Raw genomic sequence first — 14,361 nt, 5'->3', positions numbered from 1 at the left:
AACCCTACCTCATGTTTTAAATTTGAAGCAACAGATTTCCGCACGGTTTCGGGAAATCAGGCGCACGAACAGCGCTCAGGAACCGGAACAGGGCGACGACGACCGGCGCCGCCACGGCACCTCGTCCGCGGTCGGCCGCGGAGTCGACTCGTCACCCTCCAGCGCCCGCGCGATCACGGAGCTGATCTCCTCCAACTGCTCCACCTGCTCGGCGGAGAGATGGTCGAAGACCGCCGCCCGGACCGTCTCCACGTGGCCCGGCGCCGTGCGCTCCAGCACCGTCATGCCCTCGTCCGTCAGGATCGCGAAGCTGCTGCGCTTGTCCCACTGGCAGTCCTCGCGCCGGATCAGCCCGTCCTTCTCCAGCCGGGTCACGGCGTACGTCAGCCGGCTGCGGGTGATCTTCGACTTCTCGGCGAGATCGGTCATGCGCAGCTTGCGCTCCGGCGCCTCGGAGAGGTTGGCCAGGATGCCGTAGTAGAGATGGGGCATGCCGGCGTCCTGCTGGAGCTGCCGGTCGATCGCGTCCTCCAGGAGGTGCGTCGCCGCCATGTAGGCGCGCCAGGCGCGCTGCTCCTTCGGAGTGAGCCAGCGAGTCGTCATGGCACCAGTGTAGGTTTGTTTCAAACTTTAACCAAGCGTCCATGTCAGAGCAGGCAGGCCGATCGCCGATCCGAGCCCGCCCGCCCGCCGCCGGGAGTGAGCGCGTCCGATGCCGTACCCCTACGTCCTGCTGTCCGCCGCCGTCTCCCTCGACGGCTTCCTCGACGACACCGGCCCCGACCGGCTCCTGCTCTCCTCCCCCGCCGACTTCGACCGTGTCGACGAGGTACGGGCTTCCGTCGACGCCATCCTGATCGGCGCCGGCACCATCCGCGCGGACAACCCCCGGCTCCTGGTCAACTCCCCGGAGCGGCGCGCGACCCGGACCGCGGCCGGCCGAGCCGAGTACCCCCTCAAGGTTACGGTCACCGCGACCGGCGACCTCGACCCGGACGCGAAGTTCTGGCACACCGGCGGCGAGAAGACCGTGTACACGACGGACGAGGGCCTGCGGCGGGCCCGCGCCCTCGGGATCGCCGCCGACGTCGTCTCGCTCGGCGCCGACCTCGACTGGCGGCTGCTCCTGGAGCACCTGCACGACGTACGGGGCGTGCGGCGGCTGATGGTCGAGGGCGGCGGCACCGTGCACACCCAGCTCCTCCAGCAGGGTCTGGCGGACGAGCTCCAGCTGGTGCTGGCGCCCCTCTTCGTCGGCGACCCGAAGGCGCCGCGCCTGTTCGGTCCCGGCGGCTACCAGGCCGGGCGGCTGCGGCTCCTGGAGACCCGCCGGATCGAGGACGTCGTCCTCATGCGCTACGAGCCCACGGCCCCCGGCACCGGCGGGTCGGCGGCCGCCGCGGACCGGCACTGGCTGCGGCTCGCCTGCGAACTGGCGGCCGAGTGCCCGCCCTCCCGGACCGCGTTCAGCGTGGGCGCGGTGGTCGTCGCGGCCGACGGCACGGAACTGGCCCGCGGCCACTCCCGGGAGGCCGGCGACCCGGTGGTGCACGCGGAGGAGGCGGCCCTGGCCAAGATCCCCGCGGACGACCCCCGGCTGGCCGCGGCCACGGTCTACACCAGCCTCGAACCCTGCACCCACCGCGCCTCCCGCCCCCACCCCTGCGCCGAGCTGGTCCTCAGGGCCGGGGTACGACGGGTGGTGACAGCGTGGCGCGAGCCGGACACCTTCGTGGCGGCGGCCGACGGCACGGGCATGCTGCGCGAGGCGGGGGTGGAGGTGCTGGTGCTGGGGGAGTACGAGGGGTCGGCGAAGGCGCCGAACGGGCATCTGCTCGGCTGAGCCGGGCGGGGGCCCGACCCGTCCGGTCCCGGCCGTGCTCCCTGGCCGTGCTCCCGGGCCCGACCCGTCCGGTCCCGGCCGTGCTCCCTGGCCGTGCTCCCGGGCCCGGCGCTTCCGCGTGCGCCGACCCGCTCCTGCGCGTGAGACGTAACCCGTGTGACTCCTCCTCTTCCGATGGCGTATGCTGGTGTCACCGACGCGGGGTGGAGCAGCTCGGTAGCTCGCTGGGCTCATAACCCAGAGGTCGCAGGTTCAAATCCTGTCCCCGCTACTGAAACCCAGGGCCGGAATCCGAGATTCGAGGATTCCGGCCCTGAGTCATATCCGGGCCCGTGTTCCTCATCACACACGTCCGCGCTCATCCGCCCGGCCCACCCCGTTCGCCCCACCCGCTCGCAGCCGCAAACCTGGACGGACAGGCATCGAACACACCGGACGCATCGAGGACTGCGAGCACATCGCACACGACGGGCTCGTCGAGGACATGGGACGGCAGGGGGGTCGCGTGGTGGGCCGTGCAGAGGTGGGGCAGCGCGGTCCGGCATCCGCCCGTATGCTCGCCCGCTTCCTGCCCGCGCTGCTGATCTGCGCCGGGGGCTGTTACGACCTCCTCACCCCCGCGCCCTTCACCGCGGTCCCCTTCTTCACGGCGGCCCCGCTGATCGCCGCGTCCCTCTCCTCGCTCCGCGCCACCCTCCTCACCGGCCTGGCCGCGCTCCTCGCCACCTACGCCGTGCATGCGCGGGGCACCGTGCTCCCGGAGGCCGACGCCCTCACCGAGATCCTGACGGTGGTCACCGTCGCCGTCCTCGCCGCCGGCATCAACCGGATCGTCCGCCTCGGCGACCAGCGCCTCGCCTCCGCCCGCGAGGTCGCCGAGGCCGCCCAGCGGGCCGTGCTGCCCGAGCCCGCCGAGCGGATCGGCGGCTTCGAGATCGCCGCCCGGTACGAGGCGGCCCAGGAGGGCACCTTCATCGGCGGCGACCTGTACGCCGTCCAGGACACCCCGTACGGCGTGCGGCTGGTCGTCGGCGACGTCCGCGGCAAGGGGATGGGCGCGGTCGCCGCCGTCGCCGTGGTCATCGGCGCCTTCCGGGAGGCCGCCGAGCAGGAGGCCACGCTGGAGGCGGTGGCCGGCCGGCTGGAGCGGGCGCTGGCACGTGAGGGCATCCGGCGCGGCGGCATCGACGCACACGAGGGGTTCACCACCGCCGTACTCGCCGAACTCCCGCACGGCGACGGCACGCTCCGGCTCGTCAACCGCGGCCATCCGCCGCCCCTGCTGCTGCACGGCGACGGCGAGGTGCGCCCGGTGCGGGCGCCGGAGGCCGCGCTGCCGCTCGGGATGGGCGAGCTGGGGGCGTGGCCCGACCGGGCGGCCGAGCACGCGTTCCCGAGCGGCGCCACGCTGCTGCTGCACACCGACGGCCTCTCCGAGGCGCGGGACGCGCACGGCCGGTTCTACGACCCGCAGCGGCGGCTGACCGGCCGTACCGCCGCCGCCCCCGGCGCCCTGGTGGCCCGGCTCGCGGCCGAGGTACGCCGGCACACCGGCGGCGGCATGACGGACGACATGGCGCTGCTCGCCGTACGACGGCCCTGAACGGCGGGCGGTCACGTTCGGTGTCCGGGTGACGTCCCTGCGCATGACAACTGAGACACCATCAAAACCTGTGTGACTCCTGAGCTGAGCGGCGCGCACCGCCGACTCGACCGATTTCGACCGGTCGTGGCAGGTAAGTCCAAACCTTGAAAGCTTAATGATCAAGACGAACGGCTTGGAATCTGGCCGCCGCGTCTATTAACGTTCGATAACGCAGCGCGGTCGTCCCAGCCGTCACCCGCGACGGCTCCGTGCGCACGCGCCGAATCCCGCAAGGGAACCGGGGAACCACCACCTTGGGGTGAATCGCACGTCAACCGCCGGGTACGAAACGGCCGTTATACGCGCGTAGGAGACCTTCCCGCTCCGAACCCGTCAGCTAACCCGGTAGGCGGCGGAAGGAAAGGAGTGCGCCCGCGTGGCGTCCAACCCGCCTGCTCCGACAGCCCCGTTCGTGCCCAGCCAGCGCCGGCCCGAGACCTTCGCCTACGGCGGCTACCGCGCCGACGAGGGCCCCTTCGAGGAGTGGAACCCCACCGAGGAGTCCCTCTCCGCGGCGCGCGGCCGGCACCGGGTCGCCAAGCAGAAGGGCGGCGGGCTCGCCCGCAGCTCCACGGTTCTCGGCGTCGGCGTCATAGCCGCCGTCGGCGCGGGCGGCATGGCCAGCGCCAACACCGGCAAGCCGCCGGTCTCCATCTCGCTGCCCGACCTGCCCTCCTCGGTCGATGCCCTGCTCGGCGAGGGCAGCGGCCACCAGGCCACCCAGACCGCGCTCAGCAGCGTCACCACGACGACCGCCACCGACGCGGACTCCTCTTCGTCCGACGCCGGCGAGGCGCTGCGCAGCCGGATCATCGCCCAGGCCGCACAGCAGCAGAGCCAGCTCGACACCAAGGCCGGCGCCAAGGCCGTCGCCGCCGCCGACAAGGCGATCGCGGCCGCCGAGGCCAAGGCGGAGAAGGCGGCCGCCGCCAAGGCCGCCGACGCCAAGGAGAAGGCCGAGGCCTCCGCGAAGGAGAAGGCCGAGCAGGCCCGCCTCGCCGAGCTGGCCAAGCAGTACACGCTGCCCGTCGTCTCGTACACGATCACCGGCACCTTCGGTCAGGCCGGCTCCATGTGGTCCTCCGGGTACCACACCGGCCTCGACTTCGCCGCGCCCACCGGCACGCTGATCAAGGCCGTGCACAGCGGCACGGTGACCGAGGCGGGCTGGGCCGGCTCCTACGGCTACCGCACGATCATCACCCTCGACGACGGCACCGAGCTGTGGTTCTGCCACCAGTCCTCGATCGGCGTCAAGGTCGGCCAGAAGGTCGCCACCGGCGACGTCATCGGCCGGGTGGGCGCCACCGGCAACGTGACCGGCCCGCACCTCCACCTGGAGGTCCACCCGAACGGCCAGGCCACCGCCATCGACCCCATGACCTGGCTGCGCGGCAAGGGCCTCAACCCCTGATCCGGACCGCCGCGCTTCACAAGATCTTCGTGTCGCGTCGGCATGGGGTGCCGGGGAACGCGTGTTGAAGTGAAGCATGACTGCTTCTTCCGCTTCCCCTTCGCTCCGTAAGCTCGGCGCCTCCGACCTGGAGGTCTTCCCGCTCGCCCTCGGCGGCAACGTCTTCGGCTGGACCGCCGACGAGGCCACCTCCTTCGCCGTCCTCGACGCGTACACCGCCGCGGGCGGCAACTTCGTCGACACCGCCGACTCGTACACGGCGTGGATCGAGGGCAACAAGGGCGGCGAGTCCGAGACGATCATCGGAAAGTGGGTCAAGGCGCGCGGCAACCGCGACGACGTCGTCATCGCGACGAAGGTCAGCCAGCACCCCGAGTTCGAGGGCCTGTCCGCCGCCAACATCAGGGCCGCCGCCGACGCCTCCCTGCGCCGTCTCGGCACCGACCGCATCGACCTGTACTACACGCACTTCGACAAGCCCGAGATCCCGGTCGAGGAGATCATCGGCGCGCTGGACGAACTGGTGCGGGCGGGCAAGGTCCGGCACATCGCCGCGTCCAACATCACGCCGGAGCGGCTCCAGGAGTCCCTGGACTTCTCCGACCGCGAGGGCCTCGCCCGGTACGTGGCCCTCCAGCCCCACTACAACCTGGTCTCCCGCGACACCTACGAGGGCCCCCTCCAGGACCTGGCCTCCCGCACCGGCCTCGCGGCCGTCCCCTACTTCGCGCTGGCCGCCGGCTTCCTCACCGGCAAGTACCGCCCCGGTACGACGGTCGACAGCGCGCGGGCGGGCCGGGCCGCCCAGTACGCCGAGTCGGAGCGCGGCCGGAAGGTGCTGGCGGCCCTGGACGAGATCGCCGCGGCCCACGAGGCCCCGATCCCCACGGTCGCCCTCGCCTGGCTGGCGGCCCAGCCCACCATCGCGGCCCCGATCGCCTCGGCCCGGACGCTGGAGCAGCTCCCGCCCCTGCTGGGCGTCGCCGACCTGCAGCTGACGGACCAGGAACTGTCCCGTCTGACCACGGCCTCCGCCTGACTCCCCGCCGGCCGGCGCCCACCGTCGGAACGCCGGCCGGCCGCGGGGCACAGCGCCGTCGCGCCTGATCGCGCGGTTCCCCGCGCCTCCAGGGGGTGCCGTCCGGCTCGCTGCTTTCCCTCCGGCGGTGCCGAGCGGTTCGCAGCCTCCGGGTGTCAGCTCCGGTACGGGTTGTAGGCCGGATACGGCACCGCCGTCCCGTGCCATCCCGGAGCCGCGTAGGCCGACGGCGGGTGGCCGGGGTATCCCGGCCACCCGCCCGGCGCCGCCGACCGCGCCGCGTACTCCAGGGCCGGGCGGACCAGCTCCCGGCGGCTCCACAGCTCGGTGAGGAGCTCGCGCTCCCGCACCACGAAGTCGGCCCCCGCCCGCCCCTGCCGGCCCCGGCGCCGGAGCAGCGCCAGCGTCGTCGCGTACCCCTCGTACTCGGCGACCGCCCGTCCCGCCGCCTTTCCGAAGTGGTAGGCGGCGTACTCCCGGGCCATCTGCCGCGCCCGCATCGAGCCGAGCACGAACGGCGCCGCCGTGCTCAGCCACCCCGCGTAGACGTACGCCGGCAGCTCCTCCCGCACGGCCCGCAGTTCCCGCTGCCGCGTCCAGACGGCCAGCCAGGTCAGCAGCCCGAACGCCGGGACCATGAACATGCCGTACACGGCGAAGAACCCGTACTGCCCGAACGTCGACGACCCGTTCCAGAACGCGTGCATGCTCATCGCGAGGAGCAGTCCGGCCACCGGCACCAGCACCCGCCGCGCCCGCTGCCGCTCCCCGGAGAGCGCGGCGATGCCGAAGCCGATGCCGGTGAGCACGGTGAAGAGCGGATGCGCGAACGGCGACAGCACGATCCGCACGAAGAACGTCGCGGCGGTGACGGAGGCGATCCCGCTGCCACCGGTCAGCTGGTCGGTCCCGAAGGCCGTGCCGAGGTAGAGGATGTTCTCGGTGAACGCGAACCCGGTGGCGGTGACCCCCGCTATCACCACCCCGTCGACGATCCCGGTGAAGTCCCGCCGGCGGAACAGGAACACGAGGAGGACGGCCGCCGCCTTCGCCGACTCCTCGACCACCGGCGCTATCACGGTCGCCCCGAGCGTGTCCGCGCTGCTCGGGTCCGCGGTCGCCGTCGCTATCCACCTGGTCGCGAAACTGTTGGCGACGATGGCTATCAGCGCGGCCGCGCAGGCGCCCCAGGCGAAGGCGAACAGCACGTTCCGCCAGGGGCCGGGCTGTACCCGGTCCAGCCACCGGAACGCGCCCACGAGCAGCGGCACGGGCAGCACGGCGAGCCCGAGCCCGACGAGGAAGCCCTCCGTCCCGGTCTGCTCCCGCACCAGCGCGAGGATCACCAGGCCGGAGAGGGCCAGCAGCGTGCTCAGCGCCCCGTACCGCACCCAGCGCCGCTGCCACCAGCGGGGATGCCGCAGACCGCGCCCGGCGGGGTCCGGCGGATACGGCGGCTGTGGTGAGTACTGCGGGTACGGCGGCGGGGAGGTGGCCACGGCATCGACCCTAACGAGGTGACTCCTGACGGTGCTGCTCGCTCTGCGGCACCCGGTGCTGTACGCGACGGAAGAGCAGATCGTTCACCACATGTCCCTTGTCCAGTCCCTGGCCCTCGAAACGGGTCAGCGGCCGGTGCGCCGGACGTGGCGCGAAACCGCCCTCGGCCTGCGTGTTCTCGAACGCCGGGTGGGCGTCGAGCACGTCGAGCATCTGCTCGGCGTAGGGCTCCCAGTCGGTCGCGCAGTGCACGATCGCCCCGGGCCGCAGCCGGGTCGCGGCGAGATCCAGGAACTCCGGCTGGATCAGCCGCCGCTTGTGGTGCCGCTTCTTCGGCCAGGGGTCCGGGAAGTAGACGCGCAGCCCGTCCAGCGAGTCGGGCGTGAGCATCTCGCGGAGCAGGATGATCGCGTCGCCGTTGCCGACGCGGACGTTGGACAGCCCGTTCTGGTCGGCGAGGTTGAGCAGGTTCCCCTGGCCCGGCGTGTGCACGTCGACGGCGAGGATGTTGAGGGCCGGCTGCTCGGCGGCCATCTGCGCGGTCGCCTCGCCCATCCCGAACCCGATCTCCAGCACCACCGGGTCGTCGTTGCCGAACAGCTCGCCGAGGTCGATGACCCGCTGCCCGTCGATGTCCAGGCCCCACTTGGGCCACAGGCGCTGCAGCGCGTCGGCCTGCCCGGCGGTGACCCGGCTGCGGCGCGGCTGGAAGCTGCGGATCCGCCGCTCGAAGTGCGACCCGGCCGGATCGGCCCTGGGGCCGTTCGGGAACCGCGGCTCCCCCTTGGCCCGGGTGTGCCGGACGGACACCCCGGGGGCGTGGGCGGAGTGCGCACCGGGGACGTGCTCGGCCGGGCCGGTCTCGGCGGGCCGGGGGGCTTCGGGGGCATTGAGGGAGTCAGACACAGTGCGTCGATTTTACGGCCCCCACGGGACGGCCCGCGGGGTGTCACACCGAGCCCAGCGCCTCCAGCGCCCTGCGTGCCACCTCCCGCCCGATCGGCAGCGAGGCGGTCGCCGCGGGCGAGGGCGCGTTCAGCACGTGGACCGTCCGCGGCCCCTCCTTGATCAGGAAGTCGTCGACGAGCGTCCCGTCCCGCAGCACGGCCTGCGCCCGCACCCCCGCGGCCGCCCGCACCAGGTCCTCCTCCTGCGCGGCGGGCAGCAGCCGCCGTACGGCCGTCGTGAACGCCTTCTTCGACACCGACCGGAGCAGTTCCCCGCCCCCGTACCGCCAGTGCCGCCGCGCCAGCGCCCAGGACCCCGGCCAGGCCAGCGTCCCGGCGACCTCCCGCGGCCGGACGACGTCCCACCCGTACCCCTCCCGGGCCAGCGCCGGCACCGCGTTGGGCCCGATGTGCACACCACCGTCGATCCCGCGCGTGAGATGCACCCCGAGGAACGGGAACGCCGGGTCCGGCACCGGGTACACCAGCCCCCGCACCAGCTCCGGCCGCGCCAGCTCGTAGTACTCCCCACGGAACGGCACGATCCGCATCCCCGGCTCGTCCCCGGTCAGCCGGGCGACCTCGTCGCAGTACAGGCCGGCGCAGTTGACCAGCACGCGCGCGCGTACGACGTCCCCGCGCGAGGTGAGCACGGCCACGCCCCGCTCCGGGCGCCGGTCCACCCGGACCACCCGGGCGCCGTACCGGATCTCCGCCCCCGAGGCCTCCCCGAGCTGCCGGGCGACGCCCACGAAGTCGGCCACCCCGGTCGTCCCGACGTGTATGGCGGCGAGCCCCCGCACCTCGGGCTCGTACTCCCCGATCTGGGCGGCCCCGAGCTCCCGCACCGGTATGCCGTTCTCCCGGCCGCGCTGCACGAGCGCGTGCAGCCGGGGCAGCTCGTCCCGCTCGGTGGCGACGATCAGCTTGCCGGTGACGGCGTGCGCGATGCCGTACTCGGCGCAGAACTTGACGATCTCCGCGCCGCCCTTGACGGCGTACCGCGCCTTCAGCGACCCGGGCCGGTAGTAGATCCCGCTGTGGATGACCCCGCTGTTGCGCCCCGTCTGGTGCCGGGCCGGGCCGGCCTCCTTCTCCAGCACGGTGACCCGGGTGCCGGGCGCCGCCCGCGTGACCGCGTACGCGGTGGACAGCCCGACGATCCCACCCCCGACCACGAGCACGTCACAGTCGTACGCAATCCCGGCCCGCACCTGCACCACCTCCCACGCTCGATAGTGCACTGCGCCACTGACATCACTTTCAAACGCCGGTTTCCGCAGCGCGTCCCGTCAGGGCCGGGGGCCTGTGCGACATGCGGCTGCGTGGTCGCGCCCCACCGGGGCGCCGGGCACTGGGCGACCGGCCCCCACGCCGCACCCGCACCCGCACGGCCACGGCGGGCCGGCGGACGAGGGGGCGGCCCTCATGCCGGCGCCATGAGCAGCGGCCGTGCCCGCTCCCGCAGCTCCACCACCCTCGGCTCGTCCCCGTACGGCTCCAGCCGGTGCAGCAGATCCTTCACGTACTCCGTCGTCCGCGCGGACGATATCCGCCCGGCCACCTCCACGGCCCGCACTCCCTGCTCGCAGGCCGCGTCGAGGTTCCCCGACTCCAGTTCGGCGACCGCCGAGACCACCAGCCGCAGCCCGTGCGACCGCACGAACTCCTCCGTGGGCTTGGACAGCGCCTGTTCCGTGAAGCGCCGCACCTGCCGCGGCGCCTTCAGGTCCCGGTAGCACTCGGCCGCGTCCGCGGCGAACCGGTCATAGCCGTAGAAACCGAGCCAGGACGGGTCGTTGTCCCCCTCCCGCGCCCGCTCCAGCCACCCCTCCGCCGCCTTCAGCGCGGCGCCCGCGGCCTGCGCGTCCCCCGCACGCGCGTGGGCCCGCGCCTCGACCAGCCGGAAGAAGCTCATGGTCCGCGCGGTCGCCAGCCCCCGGTTGCGCTCCACGGCGGCCTGCGCGAGGTCGACGCCCTCGTCGCCGAACCCGCGGTACGTCGCCTGCAGGGACATCGATGCCAGGACGTACCCGCCGAGCGGCACGTCGGCCGCCGCGCGGGCGAGCCGCAGCGCCTGGATGTAGTACCGCTGCGCGGCTTCCTGCTGCCCGGTGTCGAAGGCCATCCACCCGGCGAGCCGCGTCAGTTCGGCACTCGCGCCGAACAGCGCCCGCCCGACCTCGTCGGAGTACGCGCCGAGCAGCAGCGGTGCCGCCTCCACCCGTAAACACTCCGGCACCATCGACGACCGCCAGTCGCCGCCGCCGTACTTGGAGTCCCAGCGCCTGGCGTCCTCGGCGGCCTCCCGCAGCTTCTGCACGTCGCTGTGGCCGACTTTGAGCGGTGTGCCCGCCCCGTCCAGGGCGTTCGTCTCGCGCGCGACCGAACTGTCGGCAGGGGTTATCAGCCACCGCGAGGCGGGCGTTGCGTATGCGCTCACTGCGAACGAACCGGCCAGGGACTGCCAGATGCCGCCCGAACCGGCCCGGCGGCCGGCCAGGTCGAGGCGGTACAGCTCGGTGGCCGACCGCACCGCCTGGCCGACGTCCCTGGGGAAGGCGAGGCCCACTTCGGGGGCGGGATCCGCGTCCGCCAGGCCGATCTCGTGGAGCGGCACCGGGCGGCCGAGCTTCTGGCCTATCGCGGCGGCGATGAGGTGTGGCGCGGCGCCCTGCGGCACCATGCCCTTCGACACCCAGCGCGCCACCGACGTCTTGTCGTAGCGAAGAGTCAACCCGCGTTGAGCGCCAAGATCGTTGACGCGTCGCGCGAGTCCTGCGTTGCTGATTCCCGCGAGGGCGAGAACGGCGCCGAGCTTTTCGTTCGGCCCGCGTTGCTCCCTGGACATGCGCCACCCCTCGACACAGACGGCTGCCGCACTGGCATAACCACGCGGCATTCGTAAACCCAGCGTAGTTCGCCGCATCCCAAGCGTTAAGGGGCATTGTTCCGGATGGCGGGATTGTGGTCCGTACGCGAGTGCGGCCCATATACGCACCGTGCACGGCCTGTCGCGACGTGCCCCCGCCGTGTGGCCGTGCGCCCGTGCGTGCGCTCTTCTCCGGCCATCGGGGGAGCGGTTCCATGGCTGATGCGTGGGTCGGCCCGCTGTACTGGATCCAGTGGGCTGGGGGACACCGCCACCTTCATCCCCGCGGGTGGCGGACCGGTCCGGGAGGCGATGCCCGCCTCCCGGACTGTGCGCGTCCGGGCAGCCGCCCGTGCGATGCGCAAAGCATGTACGGAGCGTGCGCAAGTCCGCGCGGCCGTTTCTGATTTGGCTGAAAATCGACCCCACTATTTTCGGCGACTCAACGCTCCTACCACGGCAATTGAGGGCGTGAAGGGCGTTATTGGGGAGCGTACAGGGGGCGCATTCACGTCGCGATCGCCCGGTACCGTACGGCGCCCGGCTCCCCCCACGACTCTTCCGTGGCACGCGCGCGTGGCCGCTCCTGCCTCGACTCCACGGCAACTCCGTGAAATCTTCCGGGGATCAAAGGCGGCCCCACCGCCACTCCTGGCCCCGTCCTTCATGGCAGCATGGGGACCCGGTTCGTACCGTGCATGGTTGTCCACAGCCTGTGGAGGCGTCGATGCGGTGGTTGGTGGGATGGAGCAGCACCATCTCCGGTGCCGCCACGATCGGCTCCGCCGGCGCCATGGGCTACGACGGCGAGACCGTCCACCCCGTCGGCTCCCAGCTCCTGTGGGGCGACCCCGACCCGCTCTGGGCGGTCGGCGACTGGCGCCCCGACGAGGTCCGCGTCATCAAGGCCGACGCGCAGAACCGCATCGCCGTCCTCGGCACCTGCGGGGCCACCGACGAGGAACTGCGCCTCGGCCTCTTCACGGCGCGTGGGGGCGCACTCCGGCATCTGACCGCCTGGCCCGGCAGCTACACCGCCGTCGTCCAGGTCGGCCGCCGGGTCACCGTCTGCGGCGACCTCGCGGGCGCCCGCCCGGTCTTCTACAGCCCCTGGGCAGGCGGTACGGCCTACGCCACGGCCGCCCTCCCGCTCGCCGACCTGATCGAGGCCAACCTCGACTACGGCCATCTCGCGGCCCTCCTCGCCGTCCCCGACGTGCCGGCCGCGCTGCACGACTCGACCCCGTACGAGGGCGTGCGGCGCATTCCGCCGGGGCATGCGCTGATCCTGCGCACCGGGGCGCGCGAGGTCGCCGGGTACGAGCAGGTCGCCTCGCTCGCGGTCGCGGCACCCTCCGCCGACCCCGACCGCGCGGTGGACGCCGTACGGGACGCGCTCGTAGAAGCTGTACGCGCGCGGCTGTCGGCACCCCGGCACGTCCCGGACATCGACCCCGGTCCGGTGCCCGGCATGGGCCCCGCGGAGCGGCGCGCGGCGCGCGGGATGCCGGTTCCGGGCATCGGCGCCGACCTCTCCGGCGGCCCGGCGTCGGGAACGCTGGCCCTGCTCGCCGCGGGCCTGCCCGGCATGCCCGGCACGGTCCTCGGCCACGGCACGGGCGCCGGCGAGCGCCTTCTCGCCGTCACCTTCAACGACCTCGCCGTGGGCGGCCGCGAGGCCGAACTCCAGCGCGCGGGCACCCTCGCCGCCAACCCGCGCCTGCACCACGTGGTGGTCACCGGCGGAGAGGAGGTGCTGCCGTACGCCGACCTCGACGGCCCCCTCACCGACGAACCGGGCCCGTCCCTGATCTCCGCGGCCCGGCACCGCGCCCGGCTCGCCGCCGGCAGCGCCGACCACTTCACCGGCTACGGGGCCCGCCAGGTCCTCGACGCCCACCCCGCACGCCTCGCCGACCTGCTGATGGACCGCAAGCGCCGCCACCTCGTCCGCCCGGTCGCCGCGCTCGCCAAGGCCGACGGCTCGGTGATGGTCCCCGCGCGTGTGTACAGCGCGGCCCGCCGCCTGGCGCGCACGCCGTACCGCGCGGGCGTCGAGTCCCTCGCCGAGCGCCTGCTGCGGCGCCGGTTCGACGACCCCGGAGGCGCGGTGGGCGCGTCCCTCGCGGCGCTCACCTGGGCGAGACCGGGTCCCGCGGCGCGCTGGCTGACCGGTGAGGCGCTGGCTGAAGTATCGGTTCTGCTCCAGGGGGCGGCGAACCGCTCCGGCGTCGGCCCCGGGCAGCGCCCCGGAGACTACCGCGCGCGTGCCGTGCTGGCCCGCCACGCGGCCGACATCCGCGTCCTGGAACAGGCGGCCGAGATCCGCTCCCAGCGCCTGCACACGCCCTTCCTCGACAACCAGGTGGTCCGCGCCTGCCGCGACCTCCCCGAAGCGCTGCGCGTCCAGCCGGGCGCCCGCTCCGCCATCCTCCGTACGGTCCTGGAGGGCGCCGGCGTCGCCGACCTCCCGCCGGGCTGGGGTGCCCCCTCCCACGCGTCCTCGGCGGCCGCCACCCGCACGGGGCTGCGCGTGGCGGCCGACGACCTGATCTCCCTCTTCTCGACGCCGCTGCTCGCCCAGGCGGGGCTGGTGGAGGCGAGAGTGGTCCGCAAGGCGCTCCGCGCGGCGGCCGCGGGCGAACCGCTGCCGCTGGACGGGCTGGCCGACCTGGTCTCCCTGGAACTGTGGCTGCGCCGGCTGCTGTCCCGCCGGGGCACGTGCTGGACGGGGACGCCGGCGCGGGCCCGTGCGGTCCCTGCGGGGGTGCGGCCGATGAGGGGTGCGCTGGCCTCGGGAGCGTGAAATTGCGAGGGGCTGCCGCATCTGGGGGGCTGCCGCCCCCCAGACCCCCGCATCAGGGGTGCGGCCCCTGTGCTTCGGCCGCGGGCCGGTGGGGGCTGATCGCGCAGTTCCCCGCGCCCCTTGCGGGGCGGTGTCCAGTCGCAGGTGTCTGTGTCGCCCTCTCGGCTGCGGGCAGTCGGGCCGGTGGGGGCTGGTTGGGTAGTTCCCCGCGCCCCTTGCGGGGCGGTGTCCAGTCGCAGGTGTCTGTGTCGCCCTCTCGGCTGCGGGCAGTCGGGCCGGTGGGGGCTGGTTGGGT

Annotated in this window: 10 protein-coding genes, 1 tRNA gene and 1 riboswitch; of the genes, 6 read left to right on the top strand and 5 right to left on the bottom strand. The window is 73.4% G+C overall.

Going from position 1 to position 14,361, the window contains the following annotated elements; translation table 11 throughout:
- Positions 1 to 75: 75 nt before the first annotated feature.
- Positions 76 to 603, bottom strand: coding sequence for a MarR family transcriptional regulator (locus tag AB0472_RS05000; protein ID WP_366353500.1), 528 nt, complete (start codon positions 601 to 603; stop codon positions 76 to 78).
- A gap of 109 nt (positions 604 to 712) precedes the next feature.
- Between AB0472_RS05000 and AB0472_RS04995 the strand changes: the two genes are divergently transcribed.
- The 5 genes from AB0472_RS04995 to AB0472_RS04975 all read left to right on the top strand — a co-directional run bounded on the left by AB0472_RS04995 (position 713) and on the right by AB0472_RS04975 (position 5,941).
- Positions 713 to 1,843 carry a dihydrofolate reductase family protein gene (locus AB0472_RS04995; protein WP_366353499.1) on the top strand — a complete coding sequence of 377 codons (1,131 nt, stop codon included), beginning with the start codon at positions 713 to 715 and terminating at the stop codon, positions 1,841 to 1,843.
- 197 nt (positions 1,844 to 2,040) lie between these two features.
- Positions 2,041 to 2,114, top strand: a tRNA-Met gene (locus tag AB0472_RS04990).
- A gap of 282 nt (positions 2,115 to 2,396) precedes the next feature.
- On the top strand, positions 2,397 to 3,446 hold the full coding sequence (locus tag AB0472_RS04985) for a PP2C family protein-serine/threonine phosphatase (protein WP_366354049.1): 1,050 nt from the start codon (positions 2,397 to 2,399) through the stop codon (positions 3,444 to 3,446).
- A 250-nt stretch (positions 3,447 to 3,696) separates the two neighbouring features.
- A riboswitch (cyclic di-AMP (ydaO/yuaA leader) is annotated at positions 3,697 to 3,857 on the top strand.
- A gap of 7 nt (positions 3,858 to 3,864) precedes the next feature.
- On the top strand, positions 3,865 to 4,902 hold the full coding sequence (locus AB0472_RS04980; RefSeq protein ID WP_366353498.1) for a M23 family metallopeptidase: 1,038 nt from the start codon (positions 3,865 to 3,867) through the stop codon (positions 4,900 to 4,902).
- 76 nt (positions 4,903 to 4,978) lie between these two features.
- A complete protein-coding gene (locus tag AB0472_RS04975; RefSeq protein WP_366353497.1) occupies positions 4,979 to 5,941 on the top strand; it encodes an aldo/keto reductase in 963 nt (320 codons plus the stop codon).
- Positions 5,942 to 6,096: 155 nt separating this feature from the next.
- On the opposite strand, the gene AB0472_RS04970 is transcribed toward AB0472_RS04975, so the two are convergent.
- From AB0472_RS04970 to AB0472_RS04955, 4 genes are all read right to left on the bottom strand, one after another.
- The gene (locus AB0472_RS04970; RefSeq protein WP_366354048.1) at positions 6,097 to 7,365 is read right to left on the bottom strand and encodes a PrsW family intramembrane metalloprotease; all 1,269 of its coding nucleotides are present in this window, start codon (positions 7,363 to 7,365) and stop codon (positions 6,097 to 6,099) included.
- 85 nt (positions 7,366 to 7,450) lie between these two features.
- A complete protein-coding gene (gene trmB / locus AB0472_RS04965) occupies positions 7,451 to 8,347 on the bottom strand; it encodes a tRNA (guanosine(46)-N7)-methyltransferase TrmB (protein WP_366353495.1) in 897 nt (298 codons plus the stop codon).
- Positions 8,348 to 8,390: 43 nt separating this feature from the next.
- Entirely contained in the window at positions 8,391 to 9,611 is a 1,221-nt protein-coding gene (gene lhgO / locus AB0472_RS04960) for an L-2-hydroxyglutarate oxidase (protein ID WP_366354046.1), read from the bottom strand.
- A 203-nt stretch (positions 9,612 to 9,814) separates the two neighbouring features.
- Complete coding sequence (locus AB0472_RS04955; protein WP_366353493.1) at positions 9,815 to 11,239, bottom strand: MFS transporter; 1,425 nt, start codon at positions 11,237 to 11,239, stop codon at positions 9,815 to 9,817.
- A 748-nt stretch (positions 11,240 to 11,987) separates the two neighbouring features.
- On the opposite strand from AB0472_RS04955, the gene AB0472_RS04950 reads away from it, so the two are divergent.
- On the top strand, positions 11,988 to 14,066 hold the full coding sequence (locus AB0472_RS04950) for an asparagine synthase-related protein (RefSeq protein ID WP_366353492.1): 2,079 nt from the start codon (positions 11,988 to 11,990) through the stop codon (positions 14,064 to 14,066).
- Positions 14,067 to 14,361 lie beyond the last annotated feature (295 nt).

It is taken from the genome of Streptomyces sp. NPDC086777 (genome assembly GCF_040702065.1).
In the GTDB taxonomy this organism is placed as follows: domain Bacteria; phylum Actinomycetota; class Actinomycetes; order Streptomycetales; family Streptomycetaceae; genus Streptomyces.
This window is presented reverse-complemented; position numbering and strand designations above follow the sequence as displayed.

Bases quoted from the DNA above. Each gene is read 5' to 3' on its own strand.
- AB0472_RS04955 (WP_366353493.1), bottom strand. From the start codon at position 11,239: ATGTCCAGGGAGCAACGCGGGCCGAACGAAAAGCTCGGCGCCGTTCTC.
- AB0472_RS04975 (WP_366353497.1), top strand. From the start codon at position 4,979: ATGACTGCTTCTTCCGCTTCCCCTTCGCTCCGTAAGCTCGGCGCCTCC.
- AB0472_RS05000 (WP_366353500.1), bottom strand. From the start codon at position 603: ATGACGACTCGCTGGCTCACTCCGAAGGAGCAGCGCGCCTGGCGCGCC.
- AB0472_RS04995 (WP_366353499.1), top strand. From the start codon at position 713: ATGCCGTACCCCTACGTCCTGCTGTCCGCCGCCGTCTCCCTCGACGGC.
- AB0472_RS04985 (WP_366354049.1), top strand. From the start codon at position 2,397: ATGCTCGCCCGCTTCCTGCCCGCGCTGCTGATCTGCGCCGGGGGCTGT.
- AB0472_RS04950 (WP_366353492.1), top strand. From the start codon at position 11,988: ATGCGGTGGTTGGTGGGATGGAGCAGCACCATCTCCGGTGCCGCCACG.